General features: G+C 70.9%; 20 protein-coding genes. 9 read left to right on the plus strand and 11 right to left on the minus strand.

Translation table 11 applies throughout. The features are described 5' to 3' along the window. The 3 genes from ACWDR3_RS40450 to ACWDR3_RS40460 form a co-directional block, all read left to right on the plus strand. On the plus strand, positions 1-650 hold a 650-nt coding region (locus tag ACWDR3_RS40450), incomplete at its 5' end, for an alpha amylase C-terminal domain-containing protein (RefSeq protein ID WP_450357594.1). 70 nt (positions 651-720) lie between these two features. Further along, positions 721-1,803 (plus strand): glutamate--cysteine ligase 2, encoded by a 1,083-nt coding sequence (locus tag ACWDR3_RS40455; RefSeq protein WP_450357595.1) that lies wholly within the window; start codon positions 721-723, stop codon positions 1,801-1,803. Positions 1,804-1,947: 144 nt separating this feature from the next. Then, positions 1,948-3,852 carry an AMP-dependent synthetase/ligase gene (locus ACWDR3_RS40460; RefSeq protein WP_450357596.1) on the plus strand — a complete coding sequence of 635 codons (1,905 nt, stop codon included), beginning with the start codon at positions 1,948-1,950 and terminating at the stop codon, positions 3,850-3,852. Positions 3,853-3,881: 29 nt separating this feature from the next. Here ACWDR3_RS40460 and ACWDR3_RS40465 read toward each other — a convergent pair whose 3' ends face one another. Together ACWDR3_RS40465 and ACWDR3_RS40470 are read right to left on the minus strand one after the other, a co-directional pair. Then, positions 3,882-4,583, minus strand: a complete 702-nt coding sequence (locus tag ACWDR3_RS40465) for a fibronectin type III domain-containing protein (protein ID WP_450357597.1) — start codon at positions 4,581-4,583, stop codon at positions 3,882-3,884. A gap of 10 nt (positions 4,584-4,593) precedes the next feature. Beyond that, the gene (locus tag ACWDR3_RS40470) at positions 4,594-5,196 is read right to left on the minus strand and encodes a hypothetical protein (RefSeq protein WP_450357598.1); all 603 of its coding nucleotides are present in this window, start codon (positions 5,194-5,196) and stop codon (positions 4,594-4,596) included. 324 nt (positions 5,197-5,520) lie between these two features. Between ACWDR3_RS40470 and ACWDR3_RS40475 the strand changes: the two genes are divergently transcribed. Together ACWDR3_RS40475 and ACWDR3_RS40480 are read left to right on the plus strand one after the other, a co-directional pair. Beyond that, on the plus strand, positions 5,521-6,897 hold the full coding sequence (locus ACWDR3_RS40475) for an NAD(P)/FAD-dependent oxidoreductase (RefSeq protein ID WP_450357599.1): 1,377 nt from the start codon (positions 5,521-5,523) through the stop codon (positions 6,895-6,897). 92 nt (positions 6,898-6,989) lie between these two features. Beyond that, positions 6,990-9,239, plus strand: a complete 2,250-nt coding sequence (locus ACWDR3_RS40480; protein ID WP_450357600.1) for an FUSC family protein — start codon at positions 6,990-6,992, stop codon at positions 9,237-9,239. A gap of 39 nt (positions 9,240-9,278) precedes the next feature. On the opposite strand, the gene ACWDR3_RS40485 is transcribed toward ACWDR3_RS40480, so the two are convergent. From ACWDR3_RS40485 to ACWDR3_RS40495, 3 genes are all read right to left on the minus strand, one after another. Further along, positions 9,279-9,710 carry a hypothetical protein gene (locus ACWDR3_RS40485; protein ID WP_450357601.1) on the minus strand — a complete coding sequence of 144 codons (432 nt, stop codon included), beginning with the start codon at positions 9,708-9,710 and terminating at the stop codon, positions 9,279-9,281. 51 nt (positions 9,711-9,761) lie between these two features. Beyond that, positions 9,762-10,577: an ANTAR domain-containing protein gene (locus ACWDR3_RS40490; RefSeq protein WP_450357602.1), complete on the minus strand. Its 816-nt coding sequence runs from the start codon at positions 10,575-10,577 to the stop codon at positions 9,762-9,764. Positions 10,578-10,752: 175 nt separating this feature from the next. After that, the gene (locus ACWDR3_RS40495) at positions 10,753-11,289 is read right to left on the minus strand and encodes an ATP-binding protein (protein ID WP_450357603.1); all 537 of its coding nucleotides are present in this window, start codon (positions 11,287-11,289) and stop codon (positions 10,753-10,755) included. Between the two features lie 199 nt (positions 11,290-11,488). Between ACWDR3_RS40495 and ACWDR3_RS40500 the strand changes: the two genes are divergently transcribed. Continuing rightward, on the plus strand, positions 11,489-11,719 hold the full coding sequence (locus ACWDR3_RS40500) for a hypothetical protein (protein WP_450357604.1): 231 nt from the start codon (positions 11,489-11,491) through the stop codon (positions 11,717-11,719). Between the two features lie 271 nt (positions 11,720-11,990). Beyond that, complete coding sequence (locus ACWDR3_RS40505) at positions 11,991-12,440, plus strand: cyclic nucleotide-binding domain-containing protein (RefSeq protein ID WP_450357605.1); 450 nt, start codon at positions 11,991-11,993, stop codon at positions 12,438-12,440. Positions 12,441-12,457: 17 nt separating this feature from the next. Here the strand turns inward: ACWDR3_RS40505 and ACWDR3_RS40510 are convergent, their stop codons facing one another. The 3 genes from ACWDR3_RS40510 to ACWDR3_RS40520 form a co-directional block, all read right to left on the minus strand. Then, on the minus strand, positions 12,458-13,774 hold the full coding sequence (locus ACWDR3_RS40510; protein ID WP_450357606.1) for an MFS transporter: 1,317 nt from the start codon (positions 13,772-13,774) through the stop codon (positions 12,458-12,460). 114 nt (positions 13,775-13,888) lie between these two features. Beyond that, a complete protein-coding gene (locus ACWDR3_RS40515; RefSeq protein WP_450357607.1) occupies positions 13,889-14,887 on the minus strand; it encodes a hypothetical protein in 999 nt (332 codons plus the stop codon). Positions 14,888-15,005: 118 nt separating this feature from the next. Next, entirely contained in the window at positions 15,006-15,710 is a 705-nt protein-coding gene (locus tag ACWDR3_RS40520; protein WP_450357608.1) for a TetR/AcrR family transcriptional regulator, read from the minus strand. A gap of 108 nt (positions 15,711-15,818) precedes the next feature. Here ACWDR3_RS40520 and ACWDR3_RS40525 point away from each other — a divergent pair, with 108 nt between their 5' ends. Both ACWDR3_RS40525 and ACWDR3_RS40530 read left to right on the plus strand, forming a co-directional pair. Further along, positions 15,819-17,039 carry a saccharopine dehydrogenase family protein gene (locus ACWDR3_RS40525; RefSeq protein WP_450357609.1) on the plus strand — a complete coding sequence of 407 codons (1,221 nt, stop codon included), beginning with the start codon at positions 15,819-15,821 and terminating at the stop codon, positions 17,037-17,039. Positions 17,040-17,147: 108 nt separating this feature from the next. Then, positions 17,148-17,417: a WhiB family transcriptional regulator gene (locus ACWDR3_RS40530; RefSeq protein WP_450357610.1), complete on the plus strand. Its 270-nt coding sequence runs from the start codon at positions 17,148-17,150 to the stop codon at positions 17,415-17,417. 80 nt (positions 17,418-17,497) lie between these two features. Here ACWDR3_RS40530 and ACWDR3_RS40535 read toward each other — a convergent pair whose 3' ends face one another. The 3 genes from ACWDR3_RS40535 to ACWDR3_RS40545 all read right to left on the minus strand — a co-directional run. Then, positions 17,498-19,336, minus strand: a complete 1,839-nt coding sequence (locus ACWDR3_RS40535) for a sensor histidine kinase (protein ID WP_450357611.1) — start codon at positions 19,334-19,336, stop codon at positions 17,498-17,500. Further along, a complete protein-coding gene (locus ACWDR3_RS40540) occupies positions 19,333-20,031 on the minus strand; it encodes a response regulator transcription factor (protein WP_450357612.1) in 699 nt (232 codons plus the stop codon). The genes ACWDR3_RS40535 and ACWDR3_RS40540 overlap by 4 nt, the downstream gene beginning before the upstream one ends. A gap of 19 nt (positions 20,032-20,050) precedes the next feature. Continuing rightward, positions 20,051-20,399, minus strand: a 349-nt coding sequence (locus ACWDR3_RS40545; protein ID WP_450357613.1) for a L,D-transpeptidase family protein, incomplete at its 5' end; no start/stop codon positions are given.

Raw genomic sequence — 20,399 nt, forward strand, 5'->3', positions numbered from 1 at the left:
CGATGGTGTACGCCTACAGCGAGAACTACGTGCTGCCCATCTCGCACGACGAAGTCGTGCACGGCAAGGGCTCGTTGGTCTCCAAGATGCCCGGTGACTGGTGGCAGCAGCGGGCCAACCTCCGCGCCTACCTCGCCTTCATGTGGGCCCACCCCGGCAAGCAACTCCTCTTCATGGGCCAGGAGTTCGCCCAAGGAGCCGAATGGTCCGAGGCCCACGGCCCCGACTGGTGGCTCCTCGACCCGGCGTACGGGGCGGTGGCCGATCATGCCGGGGTCAGGGATCTGGTCCGTGATCTCAACACCCGGTATCGCGAGACGTCCGCCTTGTGGCAGCGCGACACCGACCCCGAGGGCTTCCGCTGGGTCGCGGGGGACGCGGCCGAGGACAACGTCTTCGCGTTCCTGCGCTACGACGCCGAAGGCGCTCCCCTCCTCGCCGTCTCCAACCTCTCCCCCGTCGTCCGCCACGACTACCGCCTCGCCGTCCGGGACGACATCCCCGCCTGGCAGGAGATCCTCAACACCGACCTGGCCCGGTACGGCGGCAGCGACGTCACCGACCCCGGCCCGGTCAAGACGGACGACGGGTACGTCCTGCTCACTCTGCCCCCGCTGGCCACGGTCTGGCTGACACCCCTGCCCATGTGAAGCCCCCGCCCAGGTGTCCGAACGCCCTTTCGGGGCAGTCGGGTCGTACACCACAGAGGGGCGGCACCACGTGCGGACAGTCGGAGTGGAGGAGGAGCTCCTCCTGGTCGACCCGGAAACGGGTGAGCCGAAGGCCCTGGCGGCCGCGGTGCTCGCGCGCGCCGACCTGGACAGCGAGGTCTTCGAGGAGGAACTGCACACCCAGATGGTCGAGTTCGCCACCCAGCCCCGTGCGGACATGGCGGAGCTCGGCGCGGAGATCGTCCGCTGCCGCAAGGACGCGGCGCAGCACGCCGGGGAGATCGGCTGCACCGTCGCCGCGCTGGCCACCTCGCCGCTGAGCGTGAGCCCTTCGGTCGGCGTCGGCCGCCGCTATCAGTGGATGGCGGAGCAGTACGGCATCGCCACCCAGGAACAGCTCGTGTGCGGCTGCCATGTGCATGTGTCCGTGGAGTCCGACGAGGAGGGCGTGGCGGTCCTCGACCGGATCCGTCCCTGGCTGTCGGTGCTGTCCGCGCTGAGCGCCAACTCGCCGTTCTGGCAGGGCAAGGACACCAGTTACAGCAGCTATCGCAGCCGGGTGTGGCAGCGGTGGCCGTCGGCGGGTCCCACCGAGGTCTTCGGTTCGGCCGAGCGCTACCACCGGCGGGTCGCCGACATGGTCTCCACCGGGGTGATCCTGGACGACGGGATGATCTACTTCGACGCCCGGCTGTCCGCGACCTACCCGACGGTCGAGATCCGGGTCGCGGACGTGTGCCTGCACGCCGAGACGGCCGCTCTCATCGCCACGCTCATCCGCGGTCTCGTGGAGACGGCGGCGCGGGAGTGGCGGGCGGAGGGCGACCCGCTCGTACAGAGTGTGAGCCTGCTCCGGCTGGCAGCCTGGCAGGCCGCACGGGCAGGTCTGGAGGGCGAGTTGCTGCACCCGGAGACCATGCGGCGGCTGCCCGCGCGGACCGTGCTGCAGGCCCTGCTGGACCATGTCTCGGACGCGCTCTCCGAGACCGGCGACCTCGACCGCGCCCGGGCCGGCGTCGAGGAGTCGCTGGGGCGGGGGAACGGCGCTCGGGTGCAGCGCGAGGTGATGGCGCGGACCGGGAGTCTGCGGGACGTGGTCGCCGAATGCGTGCGCCGTACCCAGGGACATTGAGGCCCGTATCGGTCGGCGGAGATCACGAACGCGTCTACTTGGCCGTTCCCGGCGCCGATCGCTCCGACCTGGGCTAGATTCGAGCACCGCCGACACAGTTCATACTCGGCGTAGTTACAGCCCGTACACGTCAGGAGCAGCGCAATGCGCGACTTCGCCCTCGCTCCCTCCACCGTCTCGTCCCACAGCGGCGGACTCGCCGACAGCATCTTCGACACGGCGGTCCACAACCCCACGCTTCCCCTGCTCGCCCGTCGCTCCAGCCCCTCCTCGACCGTCTGGGAGGAGGTGACAGCCGTGGAAGTGCGGGACGAGGTGGTCGACTTGGCGAAGGGTCTCATCGCGTCCGGCATCTCGCCCGGCCACCGCGTGGCGATCATGGCGCGCACCCGGTACGAGTGGACGGTGCTCAGCTACGCGCTGTGGGCCGTCGGTGCCGAGGTCGTCCCGATCTACCCGACGTCCTCGCGCGACCAGGTGGAGTGGATCCTGCGGGACGCCGGCTGTGTGGCCGTGGTCGTGGAGGACGAGCAGGCGGTGATGACGGTCGGCTCGGTGTGCGGGTCGCTCGGACAGCTGCGTCACGTCTGGCAGTTGGACGCTGGGGCGCTGGACGACCTGGTCCAGCGGGGCGAGTTCATCCCGATCGCCACGGTCGACTCGCTGCGGCGCATCGTGCTGCCGGACTCCACCGCGGTCGTCGCCTACACCTCCGGCACCAGCGGGCACCCCATGGGCTGCGCGCTCAGCCACCGCAATCTGGCGAGCCCCTGCGACACACTGCTGGCCGGCTGGGGCCACACGGCGGCGGCGCCCGGCGAACAGGGCTCCGTGCTGGCCTTCCTGCCCTTCTCCCACGTGTACGGCCTCATGATCCAGAGCATCTGCATCCGCGGCGGCCTGCTCATGGGCCACGAGCCCGAACTGAGCGGCGAGGCCCTGGTGTCGGCGCTGCGCTCGTTCCGGCCGACGTACTTCTACGCCGTACCGTCGGTCTTCGAGAAGATCTACAAGAACTTCCTGCGTACGTCCCAACAGGCGGGCCGCGGTGTCCTGTTCGAGCGGGCGGCCGACACGGCACGGGACTTCGCCGCCGCTCTTGAGCGCCAGCGGCTCGGCGGCGGTTCGGGTCCGGGCCTCGACCTGCGGCTGCAGCACGCGCTGTACGAGCGGACGGTGTACCGCAGACTCCGGGCCGTGCTGGGCGGCAGAGTGGGGCGGGCGACGTCCGGCGGTTCGCCGTTGAACCGCGAACTCTCCCTGTTCTACGAGGGCATCGGTGTCTACGTGCACGACGGGTACGGGCTGACCGAGACCAGTGGCGCGGTGTCCATGCAGCCGCTGGGCCGGGAGAAGTCCGGGACGGTCGGGCAGGCGCTGCCGGGCATGGACGTCATGCTGGCCGAGGACGGCGAGATCCTGGTGCGCGGTCCGTCGGTGTTCCAGGGCTACGTCAACGACGAGGCCACGACGCGGGCCGCGCTGCGGGGTGGCTGGCTGGCCACCGGGGACCTCGGCTGGCTGGACAACGACGGCTATCTGACGATCACCGGCCGCAAGAAGGACATCATCATCACCAGCAGCGGCAAGAGCGTCGCCCCGGCGGCCCTTGAGCAGCGGCTGAGGATGCATCCGCTGGTCCATCAGGCGGTGGTCGTCGGCGACAACCGGCCCTGTGTCGGCGCCCTGATCACCCTCGACCCGGAGTTCCTGGCGTACTGGCGCGGTTCGCTGTCCCTGCAGAGCGACACGCCGAGCCGGGAGGCGCGGGAGGAGAACGCGCTGCGGGAGGAGATCGGGCGGGCCGTGGCCGCCGCCAACAGCAGCGTGTCGCGCTCGGAGTCGATCCGGGTCTTCCGGGTGCTGCCGGTTCAGTTCGACCACGCCAACGGGTTGCTGACGCCGTCCATGAAGCTGCGCAGGGACGCGATCGTGGAGCGGTACGCGTTCGAGATCGACGCCATGTACCAGGCACGCTCGCGCGCCCCGCGGCAGAACGTGCCGGACGAGCTGTCGGGCTGGGACGACGCGGACAACGTTTTCCGCTGAACACCGGTCGAGTACGGGGCGGTTGAGCGCTACTCCCCCGTGGTCAGGTGGACGACGTTGGACCGCTCGCCGAACGCGAAGGCACGGATCCGGTAGGAGGCGTGCTTCTCCTCGGGCAGGGTGACCAGGCCGGTGGAGTTGATGTCCGGGTCGAGCACGGCGACGGGCGCGTAGGCCGCGCTGCCCTCTCTGCGGATCTCCAGCAGGAAACCGTCCTCGTCGGCGGAGTTGTCGGTCCAGGTGAACAGGATGCCGTTGGCGTCCTTGACGACCGCCCGCAGACCCGTCGGCGCCCCGGCGGGCAGGGCGCGCTGTGCGCCCTGGTGTCCGGGCCGGGTGCGGGCCGGCAGCCAGTCGTGGTCGGCGTTCTCCTCGTCGGCCGTCCAGTCGCCGGCGGGGAGGTCGACGTGGACCGGGCCGGACGCGGGGCCGCGGTAGGTCCGTAGCCGGTAGTAGAAGGTCGTGTCGGGCATCAGGTCGGGATGGCGATAGGTCGTCACCTCGCGGTCCAGGTACTGGAGCACGGTGTAGGGGCCCCGCGCGGCGGTGGCGAACTCCAGCACATGGCCCGCGACCGCGGCGCGCTCGTCCCGCCACGTGAGGTCGACATCGGTGGGCGTGGTCAAGGCCGCCCGCAACGGCCGCTCCGGTTCCGCCTGTTGGGGCGTCGAGCAGGCCGACAGTGCCAGGAGCAGCACTGTCGGCACTGCGACGCGTGTGGGAACACGCATACGGCGTCGGCTACTTCCGCCAGAAGTGGACGTTGCTCCACACCACGGTGGCCGGTCCGTTGCCGCTGTCGGTGCGGTAGGCGCCGAACTTGTCGTAGAAGCTGCCGCCGGGGCTGGCGTAGGTGTGCTTGAGGGAGCCGTTGATGTAGGTGCGGTGCTGGCTCCCGACCTGGTGGACGGTGTTGACCCGGACGGTCGCGCCGACGGTGCCGGCGTTGGAGAGCGTGGTGCCGCCGTGCACCGCGTAGAGCCGGCCGCCGCGTTCGACGGCGAGCATGAAGTAGGGGCCGGACGCGGATTCGTTGAAGGTCTGCTTGAGGCTGATCCGGGTGCCGCTGAGGCTGCTGATACGGAACGAGCCCTCGAACTGGCGCGTGCCTCCCGTGTAGGTGTCGTAGCGTCGTTCAGCCCGCTGGTCACCGCTGGCCGTGGAGCAGGTGAGCTGGAACGTCAGCCCACTGATCTGTCCGCAGCCGCGTTCCTGCTCGGTGTAGCCGGGCGAGACCGACACCCAGCCGCCGGGCTCCACTTCGGCCAGGGCGTGTGGGGCGGCGAGCAGTGACGTGGCGCCCACGGTCGTGGTGACGACGAGTGCGCGCAGGCGTGTGAGCATCCTGCCTCCCGAGGAGTGTGGGGGGTGACCGCCATTCATGCGTAGTTCATGTACATGAACTTTGGTCCCTGATTTGAACAAGTGAGGGGGACGGTAGGACCAGACCAACAGACCGTCAAGAGATCGCGCGGCTCCGATCTTTCCCCTCCCATCCGGTGCGTTTCGGCGGCCGGGCGGGCATGGTTGTGCTCGACGCGTTCGTCTGCCTGCCGCGCCCAACTGGCGGAACGGCTGGGGACACGGTGGGATCGATGTGGTGCGAAGCAGCGATCCACGGGCATGCGAAGGGCGTCCGATGCAGACCGCCTGGAGCCGCAGAAAGGGATGAACACCGTGACACGACCCAGGATCCTGGTGGTCGGCGCAGGCTTCGCCGGCGTGGAGTGCGTACGCCGACTGGAGCGGAAGCTCGCGCCCGACGAGGCCGACGTCACCCTGGTGACGCCGTTCTCCTACCAGCTCTACCTGCCCCTGCTGCCCCAGGTCGCCTCCGGGGTGCTGACGCCCCAGTCGATCGCCGTCTCGCTGCGGCGCAGCAAGAAGTACCGCACCCGGATCATTCCGGGCGGCGCGATCGGCGTGGACCTCAAGTCGAAGGTCTGCGTCATCCGCACGATCACCGACGAGATCGTCAACGAGCCCTACGACTACATCGTGCTGACGCCCGGCAGCATCACCCGCACCTTCGACATCCCCGGCCTCACCGAGCACGCGTACGGGATGAAGACGCTCGCGGAAGCCGCCTATGTGCGCGACCACGTCATCTCCCAGCTCGACCTGGCCGACGCGAGCGACGACCCGGCCGAGCGCGCCTCACGGCTGCAGTTCGTGGTCGTGGGCGGCGGATACGCCGGCACGGAGACGGCGGCCTGTCTGCAGAAGCTCACCCACGCGGCGGTCAAGCGCTACCCGCGCATCGACCCGGCGCTCATCAAGTGGCACCTGATCGACATCGCCCCGAAGCTGATGCCCGAACTGGGCGACAAGCTCGGCACCAGCGCGCAGACGATCCTGCGCAAGCGCGGCATCGACATCTCGCTGGGTGTCTCCATCGCGAAGGCGGGTCCCGAGGAGGTCACCTTCACCGACGGCCGGGTGGTGCCCACCCGCACCCTGATCTGGACCGCCGGTGTCGTCGCGAGCCCGCTCATCGCCACCCTCGGCGCCGAGACGGTCCGCGGCCGCCTCGCGGTCTCCGCGGAGATGAACCTGCCGGGCCAGGACGGCGTCTTCGCGCTCGGCGACTCCGCCGCTGTGCCCGACAAGGCCAAGGACGACGACAGCGCGATCTGCCCGCCCACCGCCCAGCACGCCATGCGGCAGGGCAGGCACGTCGCCGACAACGTCATGGCGACCCTGCGGCACAAGCCGCTGACCCCGTACGTCCACAGGGACCTCGGCCTGGTCGTCGACCTCGGCGGCAAGGACGCCGTCTCCAAGCCGCTCGGCATCGAACTGCGCGGTCTGCCCGCCCAGGCCGTGGCCCGCGGCTACCACTGGTCGGCGCTGCGCACAGGCGTCGCCAAGACCCGCGTGATGACCAACTGGGTGCTCAACGCGGTCGCGGGCGACGATTTCGTCCGCACCGGCTTCCAGTCCCGCAAGCCCGCCACGCTGAAGGACTTCGAGTACACCAACGCCTACCTGAGTCCCGAACAGGTGCGGGAGCAGGTCGACGGGCCGGACGCCGACAAGGCCTGACGCGGTGCGCGCCCTCCCGTCCCCGCGTGCCATGCTGGGACGGGATCTTGACGTGAGACGGGGACGGGAGTGAGTACGGCGGCGTGAGGGCAGTGGCAGCAACGCTCCGGGCGCGGTCGCGCGATCTCGTCGCGGCATCCGATCCCGGGCTGCTGCGACTGACCGCGGGGCTGCGGACGGTGGCTGCCATCGCCCTCACCCTGGCCGTGCTGGGGCTCCTGCGCGCCGACGTGTCGCACCTGGTGGGCGGCGCCATCGCGGCGATGGTCGCCACCTTCGCCATCCGCGAGAAGGAGCGCGCCCAGCAGGCGGTGACCCTCGCCCTGGGCCTGCCGGTGGCGTTCGCCTCGCTGACCCTGGCCGCGGTGCTGCACTCGCGTGTGGTCGGCGGTGACGTCTTCTTCGTGGTGCTCATCTTCTGCGCCGTCTACGGCCGCCGGTACGGCGACCGGGGCACCGCACTGGGCCTGATCGGCTTCCAGACCTACTTCCTGTCCCTGTTCGTCGGCGCCACCCTCTCGACCCTGCCCCAGCTGTACGGGGTGGTCGGGATCGCCTTCGCCGCCAGCGCCCTGGTGCGCTTCGTGCTCGTACCGGAGACGCCCGAGGGCATCCTGGGGCGGCTGCGGGACGCCTTCCGCGCCCGGCTCGCCCAGCTGGTGTCCGCGCAGCTTGAGCTGCTCGACGCCGGTCCTGACGACGCCGAGACGGCTCTGGAGCACCTGCGTGAGGGCACCGCGCGGCTGCACGAGACGGCGATGATGATCCAGGGCCGGCTGGAGCAGGGCACCGCCGACGAGGCCGTCGCGCGGCTCGTGCAGCGACGTATCGCGGACGCAGAGATCGCCGCCGAGCGCCTGGGACTCCTGCTGCTCACCGCGCGCAGTGCGGAGCGCGCGGACACGCTCACCCTGCATCTGCCGGGCGCCCCGGTACCGCCGCCGGGCGGTCGGCTGCCGGTGGGCGACGAGGCGACCGACGTCCTGCGCCGGGATCTGGAGGCGCTGCGCCTGCTGGTCCTGCGGCCGGTGTCCGGAGGCTCGGGGACGGGCCTGGCGCATGTACGCAACCGGCTGCTCGGCTACCGCGACGAGGAGAACCTGCCCAAGGCACCGGCCGCCGTGCAGGACGTCTTCCGGGGCATCGGCGAGGCCGCCCGCGCGGTGCTGGGGCTGCGGATCGCGCTGGACGGGCCGCAGGACGAGTCGGACGACACGCCGTCGACGACCCGTTCGCGCGAGGAGCTGGACGCCGAGGACGTGGCGATCGACGCCGGCGAGGACGAACCCGAGGAGGAGCCGACCGGGCTGCGGCGACCCACCACCCGGGCGGCCGTGCAGGTGGCGGTGGGGTCGTCGCTGGCGATCGTGGGCGGGGAGTTCCTCTCCAGTCAGCGCTGGTACTGGGCGGTGCTGACCTGCTGGATCGTGTTCATCAACACCGCGTCCACCGGCGAGATCCTGGTCAAGGGCTACCGGCGGCTGCTGGGCACCGTGCTCGGCGTGGTGGCGGGACTGCTTCTGGCGGGCCTGGTCGGCCATCACACCTGGACGGCGTTCGCGCTGGTGCTGCTGTTCGTGTTCGCGATGTTCTACACGGCGCCGCTGTCGTACACGCTGATGTCGTTCTTCGTCACCGCGGCCCTGGGGCTGCTGTACACCCTGCTGCACACCTACAGCCTGTCGGTGCTGATCCTGCGCGTGGAGGAGACGGCGCTGGGCGCGGCCTGCGGGATCATCGCGGCCGCGTTCGTCCTGCCGGTGCACACGGACCGCCGTACCAACGACCTGCTCGGTACCGTCCTGGACCGGCTCTCCGATGTCACCGAGGCCGCCGTCGACCAGCTCAGCGGCGGGCCCGCGGCGGATCTGCTCGACATGGCCCGCGATCTGGACCAGGCGCTGGCGGATCTGCGTGCCGCGACCCAGCCGCTCACCCACCCGGTGACGCCGATGCGGGCCCGGCGCGACACCGCGCGCTATGTCGTCGCACTCCTGGAGACCTGCGCGTACCACGCGCGTTCGCTGGCCGCGACGGCCGAGCTCCTGCCCGGCAATCCGTCCATCGCCGCGGATCCCCGGCTGCGGCGGGCCGGCGAGCGCATCCTGCGCAACATCGGGGCGATCGCCGCGCACGTGGCCGACGAGCACGCCGAGACCGAGGTCGAGACCGGCCCCAGCATCGCCGCCTTGTTGGAGTCCGACCGGCCAGGCGTCTCGCGCTACGGGCGGGTCACCGACCGCGTGCTGAGGCATCTGCAACGCCTCGACGAGGCCGTGACGGGACTGGCCCGGCCGCTGAAGGTTCCGGTCGCGGCGCCGGTGAAGAGGGCCACGAAGTGAAGCGGGACCTCGGAAGTCGAGGTCTCGGACCTCGGGGTCTCAGAAGTCGGTGGACATTCCGCTGACCTCGGCGATGCCGCGCAGTTCCTCGTTCTCGCGGTGGCGGTCCCGGATGTAGTCGGCGATCTCGCCCAGCCGTACCGGGTCGGCGGCGGTGTCCGCGTCGGTGACCACCCGGATCGGTCCTGTCTCGTCGAGGTCGAGCTCGACGACCTCGTTGTCCATCCTGCCGGTGACCGCGGCGGCGACGACCAGGGCAGCCTCGTCGCGGATCTCCTGGGACATGCCCTGTCCGCCCTCCTCGCCGATCGCGAAGTCCAGCGCGGGCAGGCGTCGCTCGTCGATCGCCCTGAGGACCGGTTCGACGACATCCAGCAACAGCCGGTAGTCATCCGTGTCCATCCGGGTGCGCAGAATGCCGAGGTACATGTCCACGGCCCGGTCTTCCGGCGGAAACTCGGATTCACTCATGCCGCACGGGTGCCCGATCCCCAGAGCGTCATGCGTACCGTTCCGCCCGTTTCACGACCGCCGGATCCGGGTGCCGCGCCCCCTGCGGCCGAGGGCGTGCAGATACTCCAGGGCGTCCAGGACCACCGTCCGGTCGTGCCAGGACAGCCACCGCCCGGCCTCGGCGCCCATCACCTCCAGGGTCTTGAGCTGCGTCCGCGTCAGCCGGTGCAGGGTGTGGTCGGTGTGCGCGGAAACCATGCCGAGGCACAGCCCCGAAACGGTCGTCAGCGGCACGCTGTGGCAGCCCAGGCTGCCCGCCGCGAGGATCTGCGCCCGGGCCGACTCGGTGAACACGGGGTCCGTCGACACGTCCTCGACGGTCACCTGGGTGAGGTCACGCGCGGCGGCCGCGCAGGAGGTGCCCTCGTCACCGACGTACGCGAAGAAGTCGACGAAGTCGTCGGTGAGCCCGGTGTGCTTCTCCAGCCGCAGTCCGCCCCTGACCCGGTCGGTGACCTGGACGTTGCCCATGGAGGTGCCGACCACGGCGAGCGTCTGGCTCAGTACGGCGCTCAGGACGGCGCCGCGGTTGCCGGGCTCGGGGCGGTACGGCGCCGGGAAGTTCAGGGCGGGCTCCGAGGACCGGACGCGCCGCGGGAACCACAGGGTGTCCAGGTCGTCCGGTCGCGGGGCGGTGAGCACAACGTCGGCAAGCGAGCGGAGTTTGACGTTGAACCGCTGGGAGGACCGCTGCAGCAGCCCGAACGCGCTGTCGCCGTCGGGCAGTCGGTAGCGCTCCTGGAGGATGCCCTGCGCCTGCGCTATCAGCGGGTGGGCGCGGGCCCGGGCCCGCAGGTCACGAGCCTCCGCCCGCAGCCGCTCCAACTCCGCGCGCTCCGGCTCCTTGTCCGCCCCCGGCGATCCGCCTCCGCCATGACTCCCTCGCCTCCCGTCGCCCTGACACACAAGTGCCCGTGTGCGCGTTCGGATCGCATACGGGCACCTGCCGCTTGCCAGCGTCTTCCCCATTCGAACGGGCGTACACAGGGGGCGGCCACGGTCAGGTGAGAGCCACCACCACGGTGATGCACTTGCCGCCCGCGGGGAGTTCGGAGACCCGCACGTCACGGGCCAGCCGGCAGACGATCGGCCAGCCGCGGCCGCCGACCCGCCGCCGTCCGGCCGGGTCGAACGGGTCGCCGGCGACGGGCAGTTCGTCGCTGCGGTCGCACACCGAGACGCGTACGCCGGGTGCGCCGACGTCGACGCGGAAGCCCGTGACACCGCCGCCGTGCCGGATCGCGTTGGTCGTCAACTCCGAGACGACGAGCAGGGCATCGCCCAGGGCGTCCTTGTCGCAGCGCGTCCGGGTCGCCCGGCACCGCGCCGCGACCGCCCGTTCGACCGCCCTGCGGGCCTGGGCGGGCCGGACCACCGGATCGACCGGCGGCCACGCCTCGACCGGCCGGGGCTCGGCGTCGACGGCTCGGCCTGCCGGTCGGGCGGCGCGCTCACCGGCCGCAGATTTCGGCCATGGCTCCATCTCCCGCCGCTCATGGGCGAATTGGGGGAATTCGATGCTGTGCTCCTCGCACATCGCCTGGCTCCCTGATCGGTGAAGAACCGGCCGCCGGGTTCCTCGGCAACAAGGCCGGACCTGCCGTACCCGCGGTACTCGCCGCTCGGGCACCGCAGGCACTCATCTATGCGGCTGACCTGTAGGGGTGGCGGCAAACCTGTCTGCGGAAAGCGCGTGTTCAGGTCATGGCGCCACGAAAGCGGGGTAGGCGCACCCCATGACTGATGTCGTGGATTCGGGCGAGCTGTTGCGACGACTACAGCGGGCTCGGGCCTGCGCGGAACAGGAGCGGTCGACGTGGTGGGTGCGGAGCGAGGAGCTGCGGGCGACCGATCCGGACGCGGCGCGCGAGGCGGCCGTACGGACGGTGGCCTTCGAGGCGGTGCTGCGGGTGCTGGACGAAGTTCTGACTCCGGGGCGACAAGCCGGGATCGGCATGGCAGAGTGAAACCGGTCACGTGACCGGGTTTTTGCTACGCGAAAGCCTCGCATATGGTTTACCGTTCATTCATACGTGGTGACGGGGTGGACCGTACCGTCCTCCGCACCACTGCTTGACGGCCCTGGCTGGCCTCCCCCGTCCAGCCAGGGCTTTTTCATGCCCTCGCGCGGACCGTCCGTCGGAACTCGTGTTCGTCGAGGTGCCCCGGAGGGCCGCAGCGGCTCAAATGGGCATAGGGAAAGCACCGGAACCGATGGCCGGCGAGGAGCCCTGTGCCATGACCAAAGCGACGAAACTGCTGACCGCCCTTCCCCCGCCCCAGCGCCACCGCCTCATGACCCTCGCGCGGGAGGTCTCCTTCCCGGAGGACCAGCGCATCTTCGAGCCGGGCGGCCGGGCCGACCGCTTCTGGGTGATCCGCTCCGGCGCGGTCTCGCTCGACCAGCGGGTCAACTCGCTGCAACGGGTCACCGTGGCCAGCCTCGGCGCCGGCGATCTGCTCGGCTGGTCCTGGCTGTTCCCGCCCCACGAATGGGACTTCGGCGCGGTGGCGTTCAGCCCCGTACGCGCCCACGAGTTCGACGCGGACGCAGTGCTGCGGCTGTGCGCCGAGGATCCCGAGCTCGGGATGGCGCTGGTGCGCGGAGTCGCCGAGATCCTCGCGCACCGGCTGGAGACGACGCGGGGGAAGCTCATGGAATACGCGAGCCATCGGCGAGCCCTGTAGGGACCTCGCGACCTCGCTCAGATCCGGTACCGGCGCAACGCCGGCACCGCCGCGGCCAGGCCCAGCATCACCACGACGACCAGGAGACCACCGCCCACGGTCGCCGTGCGGGGGCCGAAGGCCGAGCCCGCGGTGCCGTGCAGGACGTCGGCGAGACGGGGGCCGCCCGCGACGACGACCGTGAAGACGCCCTGCATACGGCCGCGCATCTCGTCGGTCGCCGCCGACAGCAGGATCGCGCCGCGGAAGACCATCGAGACCATGTCGGCGACTCCGGCCACGGCCAGGAAGGCCGCCCCGACCCACAGGTTGGCGCTGAGCCCGAAGCCGGCGATCGCGACGCCCCAGGCGACGACCGCGCCGATCACCATCCAGCCGTGCCGACGGGCCCGCGAGAACGTGCCCGAGAAGAGGCCGCCGAGCACCGCGCCGATGGGGATCGCCGCGAACAGCAGACCGAGGGCGAGCCCTTCGCCGTAGGAGCCGTAGGTCTGGGCGGCGAGTTGGGGGAACAGGGCGCGGGGCATGCCGAAGACCATGGCGATGATGTCGGCGAGGAAGGACAGCAGCAGCACCTTGTGCAGGGAGAGGTAGCGGAAGCCCTCCACGATCTCGCGCACTCCGGCGCGCCGCGTCGCCGCGCCCACCAGCGGCGGCAGCTTGGGCAGTTGGTAGACCGCCCACACCGTCACGCACAGCGCGAGCGCGTCGATCAGGTACAGCTCGGGCAGTCCGATGACGGGGATCAGGACACCCGCGAGCAGCGGGCCGACCACCTGGCCGGTCTGCATGACGGTAGAGCCGAGGGCGTTGGCGGCGGGCAGCTGTTCCTCGGGGACGAGGCGGGCGATGGAGGCGTTGCGGGCGGGGGCGTTCAGGCCCCAGAACGCCTGCTGCATCGCGAGCAGCAGCATCAGGACGAGTACGGAGTCGAGCCCTGTGGCGGCCTGGAGCCAGAACAGCAGCGAGGTGACGGCGATGCCGATGTTGGTGATCAGCAGGAGCTTGCGGCGGTCCATGGTGTCGGCCACCGCGCCGCCCCACAGCGCGAACACGATCAGCGGCAGCAGCCCGGCCAGGCTCGCGGCGCCGACCCACGCCGAGGAGCCGGTGATGTCGTAGACCTGCTTGGGCACCGCGACCGCGGTGAGCTGGCTGCCGACCGCCGTGACGATCGTCGAGGACCACAGCCGGCGGTACGCCGGGATGCGCAACGGCCGGGTGTCCATCGCCCACCGCCGCCAGCCGCGCCGTGGCGGGCTCGCCTCGACGGACGCGGATGGCTGCGGCTGAGCGGATGGCTGCGGCTCGGTGCTGCTCTCGCTGGTGTCCACGGAGTTCCTGATTGCTCGATACATCTTTCGGGGCCGGGGATCACTATCGCAGCACCGGAGGAAGATGTGGACGGGCGGTCTCGGATCGTGGAATTCGGGATCCGGGGAGTGGGGTCAGACGGCCGCAGCGGCCAGCGAGCCCGGATCCGGTGTCTGTCCCTGTGTCTGTGCCCGGCACGTCAGTACCCACTCACCCAGCTGACGGGCCAGCTCGTCCGAGACCTTGTCGAGGTAGACGTCGGGATGCGCGGCGGCGCTCTCGGCCGCGCGGTCCATGTCCTCGATCATCAGCCGGTGGGCACCGAACACGAAGTCGCGGTAGCGGAACTCGTGCAGTCGCCCGATGACCGCCTTCACCAGCTTGCCGAGACAGCTCTTGATCTGCTCGTCCGGTTCGTGTTCCCAGATGCAGTACAGCCGGACCGCGACCGATCGCAGGGCGGCCTCGACGGCGGGGCTGTTGGTGGTCATCCGGACCAACGCCTCGATGACGAGCAGTTTGGTCCGGTACTTGAAGTCGCTGTTCCAGCCGCCGTCCAGCGCGCTCGGCCAGTGCAGGGACTGGCAGACGGTGAGCCCGGTGGCATGACGGCAGAGCAACTCCGCGGCCATGAGCTGGGAGTTGGCGGAGTCGGACCTCAGCGCGGCGTCGACCACCAGGATCGCCGTCTCGTTCGAGATCCTCGGCTCGTCACCCGCCCACAGATCCACCAGGAGTGCCACGGCGAGTTCGGCGTATCCGAGTTCGCTGAGCGCCAGCAGTCCCGAGGCCGCCGCCGCGGGATGGGCGGGCCCCGTTTCCGTCGGCGCGATCAACTGGCCCGCACGCATCGCCGCGTCCAGCTTGAGCTGGCGGTGCTGTTCGGCCCGCTCCTGGGCCAGGCGCTGTTCGGACCGGCGGTTGGCCATCTCCAGCCCCTGCTCGGACCGGCGGTTGACCATGACGCCGATCAGCGAGACCACTGCGGTGACGAGGACGCCGACGAACGTGAAAATGGTCGCGAGGAGAGCAGTGTCGTCCCGCATGACGATCAAGGCGGGGCCGACGGCCCCGCCCACGATCACGACGAGTGCCACGGCCGAGAAGACGGCCAGCTTTTTGTCGGCGCTCATGTGCACTTCCCCCTGTCCGGCGCCCGCGCACGGCACCGTATGGACCACATGATGGCCCCGCCCGGTGCCGGCAACCAGCGGTACGGCACAACTCGACCTGGACGCCGTCGAACCGCTGCTACCGCAGTCCCGCCAGCCGCGCCGCCGCGCTCTCCAGCAGCATCTCCAGTGCCGTCGGATACGCGCTGGTCACCATCCGTCCGGCCAGCAGGGGGGCCGCCTCGGCGATGCGGGGGTGGGTGGTGCGGGGGAGGTGGGCGTAGGTGGAGCGCCACATGTCCTCGTCGGCGTGCAGGGCGGCGCTGGGCAGGGTGAGAGAGGCCGCGTCGAGGGCGGCGAAGGCCAGGGTCTGGTCGATGAAGGCGTGGTAGATGCGCACGGTGTCGGGGAGCGGGAAGCCGGCGGTGCGCAGGACGTCCAGGACCGCCTCGTCGGCGGCGAGTTCGTTGGCGCGGCCGGTGACGCGGTTGGTGGTGAGCAGGGCCGCCTGTGGGTGGGCGACGTAGGCGGCGTGGATGCGCAGGCCGACGGTGCGCAGGTCCGCCCGCCACTCCCCCGTCGGGCGCCAGCCGTCGAGGGCCTGGCCGATCAGCGCGTCGCCGATGGCCAGGGTCAGGTCGTCCATGCCACGGAAGTACCGGTAGAGCGTGCTCGGGTCGGCGTCGAGGGCGAGGCCGAGGCAGCGGGCGGTGAGCCCCGCGCTGCCGTGCTCGCGCAGCATCCGCAGCGCCGTCTCGACGATCAGCGCCTCCGACAGCACGGTGCCGTTCTTGGTGGGCCGGCGTCTGCGGCGGCGCTCCTCAGGGACCACGGGCTTGGGCATCGCGCACCGCACCTCCTTATGCCAACGCCATTGACCTTACGTGAGCCGGAGGAGTTGTATCCGCGGCAGGGCCCCGGTTCATCGACCCCCACTCCAGGGAGATCTGTCATGCGTGTACTGCTCGTCGGCGCCGGAGGCGTCGGTACCGCCGTCACCCGGATCGCGGCCCGGCGTCCGTTCTTCGAGGCGATGGTGGTCGCCGACTACGACCTCGCCCGGGCCGAGGCGGCGGTCGTTGCCCTCGGCGAGGACGAGACCCGGTTCCGGGCCGAGCGCGTCGACGCGAACGACGAGGCGGCGGTCACCGAGCTGCTGCGCCGGCACGCGTGCGACGTGCTCCTCAACGCGACCGACCCGCGTTTCGTGCTGCCCCTGTTCCGGGCGGCCCGCGCCGCCGACGCCACCTACCTCGACATGGCGATGTCCCTGTCCCACCCGCACCCCGAGCGCCCCTACGAGGAGTGCGGGGAGAAGCTCGGCGACGCGCAGTTCGCGCAGGCGGAGGAGTGGGAGAAGGCGGGCGCGCTGGCTCTGGTCGGCATGGGGGTGGAGCCGGGTCTGTCGGACGTCTTCGCCCGGTACGCCGCCGACGAACTCTTCGACGAGATCGAGGAGATCGGCGTCCGCGACGGCGCGAACCTCACCGTGGACGGCTACGACTTCGCCCCGTCCTTCAGCATCTGGACGACGATCGAGGAGTGCCTCAACCCGCCCGTGGTCTACGAGTCCGACCGCGGCTGGTACACCACGGAGCCGTTCAGCGAACCCGAGGTCTTCGACTTCCCCGAAGGCATCGGCCCGGTCGAGTGCGTGAACGTCGAGCACGAGGAGGTGCTGCTCGTGCCGCGTTGGGTGGACGCGAAGCGGGTCACCTTCAAGTACGGCCTGGGCGGGGAGTTCATCGAGACGCTCAAGACGCTGCACCTGCTGGGCCTCGACCGCACCGACCCGGTCACCGTGCCGAGTTCCGCCGGACCGGTCGGCGTCTCGCCCCGTGACGTCGTCGCCGCCTGTCTGCCGGACCCGGCGACGCTGGGCGACCGTATGCACGGCAAGACCTGCGCGGGCACCTGGGTGCGCGGCACGAAGGACGGCGCGCCGCGCGAGGTGTACCTGTACCACGTGGTCGACAACCAGTGGTCCATGGCGGAGTACGGCAGCCAGGCCGTGGTGTGGCAGACCGCCGTCAATCCGGTGGTCGCCCTCGAACTCCTCGCCACCGGCGCCTGGTCCGGCACCGGCGTGCTCGGCCCGGAGGCGTTCCCGGCCCGCCCGTACCTCGATCTGCTCACCGCGTACGGCTCCCCGTGGGGCATCCGCGAGCAGTGATCCGTGTCACCCCGAAGTCCTTTGGTTTCACTTCCGCATCGACAGGTCACCCGGAAGCGAGTAAGCCATCCGCGAGGGCACGGACGACTTCGATCGCAGGTGACTTTGATGGACTTGACGGACGACTGGCGAGACCAGGCCGCATGCCGATACGAGGACCCCGACCTCTTCTTCCCGATCGGCACCTCCGGCCCGGCTCTCATGCAGACGGAACAGGCGAAGGGGGTCTGCGGACGCTGTCCGGTGCGGGCGCGGTGTCTGCGCTGGGCCCTGGACACCGGGGAGTGCCTCGGCGTCTGGGGCGGCACGGACGAGACGGAGCGGCGCGCACTGCAACTGCGCCGACGGCGTGAGGAAGCACGACTGAAGCGCGGGTAGCCCGCGGCTCGGCTCTCCGGAGAGGGCGCGGATCAACTGCCCGGCGAACTCGCGGATCAGCTCTCCGACGAACGCACGGCTCAGCTCTCCGGTGAGGGCGCGGACGCGACCGGCAACCGCAGGGTGAACTCCGCGCCCTCACCGGGTTCGCTCGTCGCCTCGACCGTGCCGTCGTGCGCGGCGACCAGGTCGCGGACGATCGCGAGGCCGAGGCCGCTGCCGCCGGTGCGCCGGCTGCGGGACTTCTCGGCCCGCCAGAACCGGTCGAAGACGTGCGGGAGATCGTCCGGCGCGATGCCCGAGCCGGTGTCCCGGACGGTGAACACGGCCTGGTCGCCCACGCGTCGGGCGGTGAGCGTGACGGTGCCGTTCGGCGGTGTGTGCCGTACGGCGTTGGAGACCAGGTTGCCGAGCGCCTGCCGCATCCGTACCGGGTCGGCGTCGAGCCAGGGCTCGCCGTCGGTCTCGGTGCGCAGGGTGACCTTGGCCGCGTCGGCTCCGACGCGGTGGGCGGCGGCGACCTGGTCGAGCAGTTCGTCGGCGCGGACCGGCTCGCGGTGCAGCCGTAGCGTGCCGGCGTCGGCGGCCGCCAGGTCCTGGAGGTCGTCGATGATCCGCTGGAGGACCATCGCCTCGTCGTGCAGGGAGGACAGCAGCGCGGGGTCCGGGGCGACGACCCCGTCGCGGGTGACCTCCAGCCAGCCGCGGATGTTGGTGAGCGGGCTGCGCAGTTCGTGGGCGATGTCGCTGACCATCGCCTTGCGCTGGACCTCTATGCGCTCCCGGCGTTCGGTGAGGTCGTTGAACGCCTCGGCCAGGATGCCGGTCTCGTCGCGGGTGGTCACGGGGACGCGGACGTGCTGTTCGGGCGGCTGCTGGGCCGCTGCCGTGAGGGCGCGGAGGGGGCGGACCAGCCGGGTGGCGACCAGCGCCGTCATGGCGACGGTGACGGCGAGGACGAGACCGGCCACGCCGACGATCTTCGCCTTGTTGGCCGGGGACATGTCGAAGCGGGGCACGGTCTGGTCCCCGATGCCGAGGAACAGGTCGGCCACCGGGGCGACATACGGGTCGAGCTGGGCGCGCCGGGCGCTGTCGATGCAGTTCTGCACGATCCGGTCGGTGTCCGCGTCGGCGCCGGCGGGCCGGGAGTACTTGGAGAGCACGAAGTGGCCGGCGACGGTGTCGCGGGTGGGGTCCAGGTAGAGGAAGAGCGGTTCGACGCCGGCGACGCCCTTGTCCTGCACGCAGGACCCGGCCCTCTTCTGGAGTGCGGACAGGGCCCTGGTCTCCGTCCGGGTCGGCGCGTCGTACCCGTAGCCGCAGTCGCTCCGGCTGGGGTCCTCGGCACTGGTCCCGTCCTGGTTGACGAGGACGGAGCGTCCGCTCGGGGCCCGCACGAGCTTCACCTGGCCGAGGCCGAACCGCTCGTAGCAGGACCGCAGTTTCTGCATCATCAGGTCCACCTCCTTGCGTTCGCCCGCCGTCAGCCGGTACGGGCCAACCGCGCGCGGGTCGACGCCGCTGAGCTGGGCCCCTGACTCGCTGTAGGTGTCGGTGTGCAGGGGGTCGATGGTGGCGGCGGGCCTCGGTGGCAGGGAGGTGCGGCGGGGTGCGGAGTCGGCGACGAGCGTGCGGTCCGTGGTGGTCACCGCGATCCGCCGGCCGGTCTTGGCGGCCAGAGCACTGACGGTCTTCTGGACCCCGGACCAGTCACGGTGGGTCGCGGCATAGCCGCTGAGCTGCGCGAGGATCTTGGTGTCCGCGGCGAGGTCCTGGCCCTGCTCCTCCTTCAGCGCGCTGGTGGTGGTCGTCACCGCGAGCCAGGCGGTCGCGGCCACCGAGCACACGGCGATCAGCGCCGAGGTGAGCAACAGCCGTACCAGCAGCCGCTTGCGCAGCGGTATCCGGCGCTTCACGCCCGGCCGCCGCTGAGCTTGTAGCCGACCCCGAACACGGTCAGCAGCCGTACGGGCCGTCGCGGATCGGCCTCGATCTTCTTGCGCAGGTTCATGATGTGGACGTCGACGGCTCGTTCTGTGGACGCCCGGTCGAGCCCGCGGGTGACCTGGAGCAACTGCCGCCGGGAGAAGACCCGTTCCGGCTCCCCCGCCATGGCAAGGAGCACCTGGAACTCCGCCGGGGTGCACTCCACCGGCACCCCGTCACAGCGCACCTCGTGCCGCACCGGATCCACCGTGAGCCCGGCGGCGCGTACGACGGGCTCCTCCCGTACGGCGTCCGTGCGCCCGCTGCGCCGCAGCACCGTACGGATCCGGGCCATCAGCTCGCGCGGGCTGTACGGCTTGGTCATGTAGTCGTCGGCGCCCAGCTCCAGGCCGAGCAGGACGTCGTCCTCCTCGGAGCGTGCGGTGAGCATCAGCACGGGTATCTCGGCGTCGCCGCCGCGCAGCACCCGGCACACGCCGAAGCCGTCGATCACCGGGAGCATCAGGTCCAGGACGACGAGGTCGGGCTTCAGTCTGCGGGCGGCGTCCAGCGCCGCCGCGCCGTCGTGCACGACGGTGGCGGTGTGGCCCTCCGCGAGCAGGGAGCGGCGGATGAGCTCGGCCTGCATCTCGTCGTCCTCGGCGACCAGCACATGTGCGCACACCCGGCGGATCCTAAGCGCTTCAGCGGGCGAGGGACGCAGCGTCCCCCATGACGACGACGGGGTGAAGGCGCGGGTCGAGGGTCCGGAGGAGCTGTTCCATGTGCTTCTCTGCGATGCTCACGCACCCGTGGGTCGGGCCGCCGTGGTCGACGTGGAGCCATATCCCGCCGCCCCGGTTCGCGCCGAGGGGACGGGTCCAGTCCAGGGGTGAAGTGCCGGGCTGCCGGTTGTAGTTGATGGCGATGACGTAGTCGAAGGAACCCTGCAGCGGCTCGCCCTCGAAGCCCGTGCCGGGCGACTGGAAGCCGTAGCCCTGGTCGTACGTCAGCTTGGTGCCGGGATCACGGAGCAGGCCGCCGGCGTCCGTG

The sequence above is a fragment of the Streptomyces sp. NPDC001002 genome (assembly GCF_053599215.1).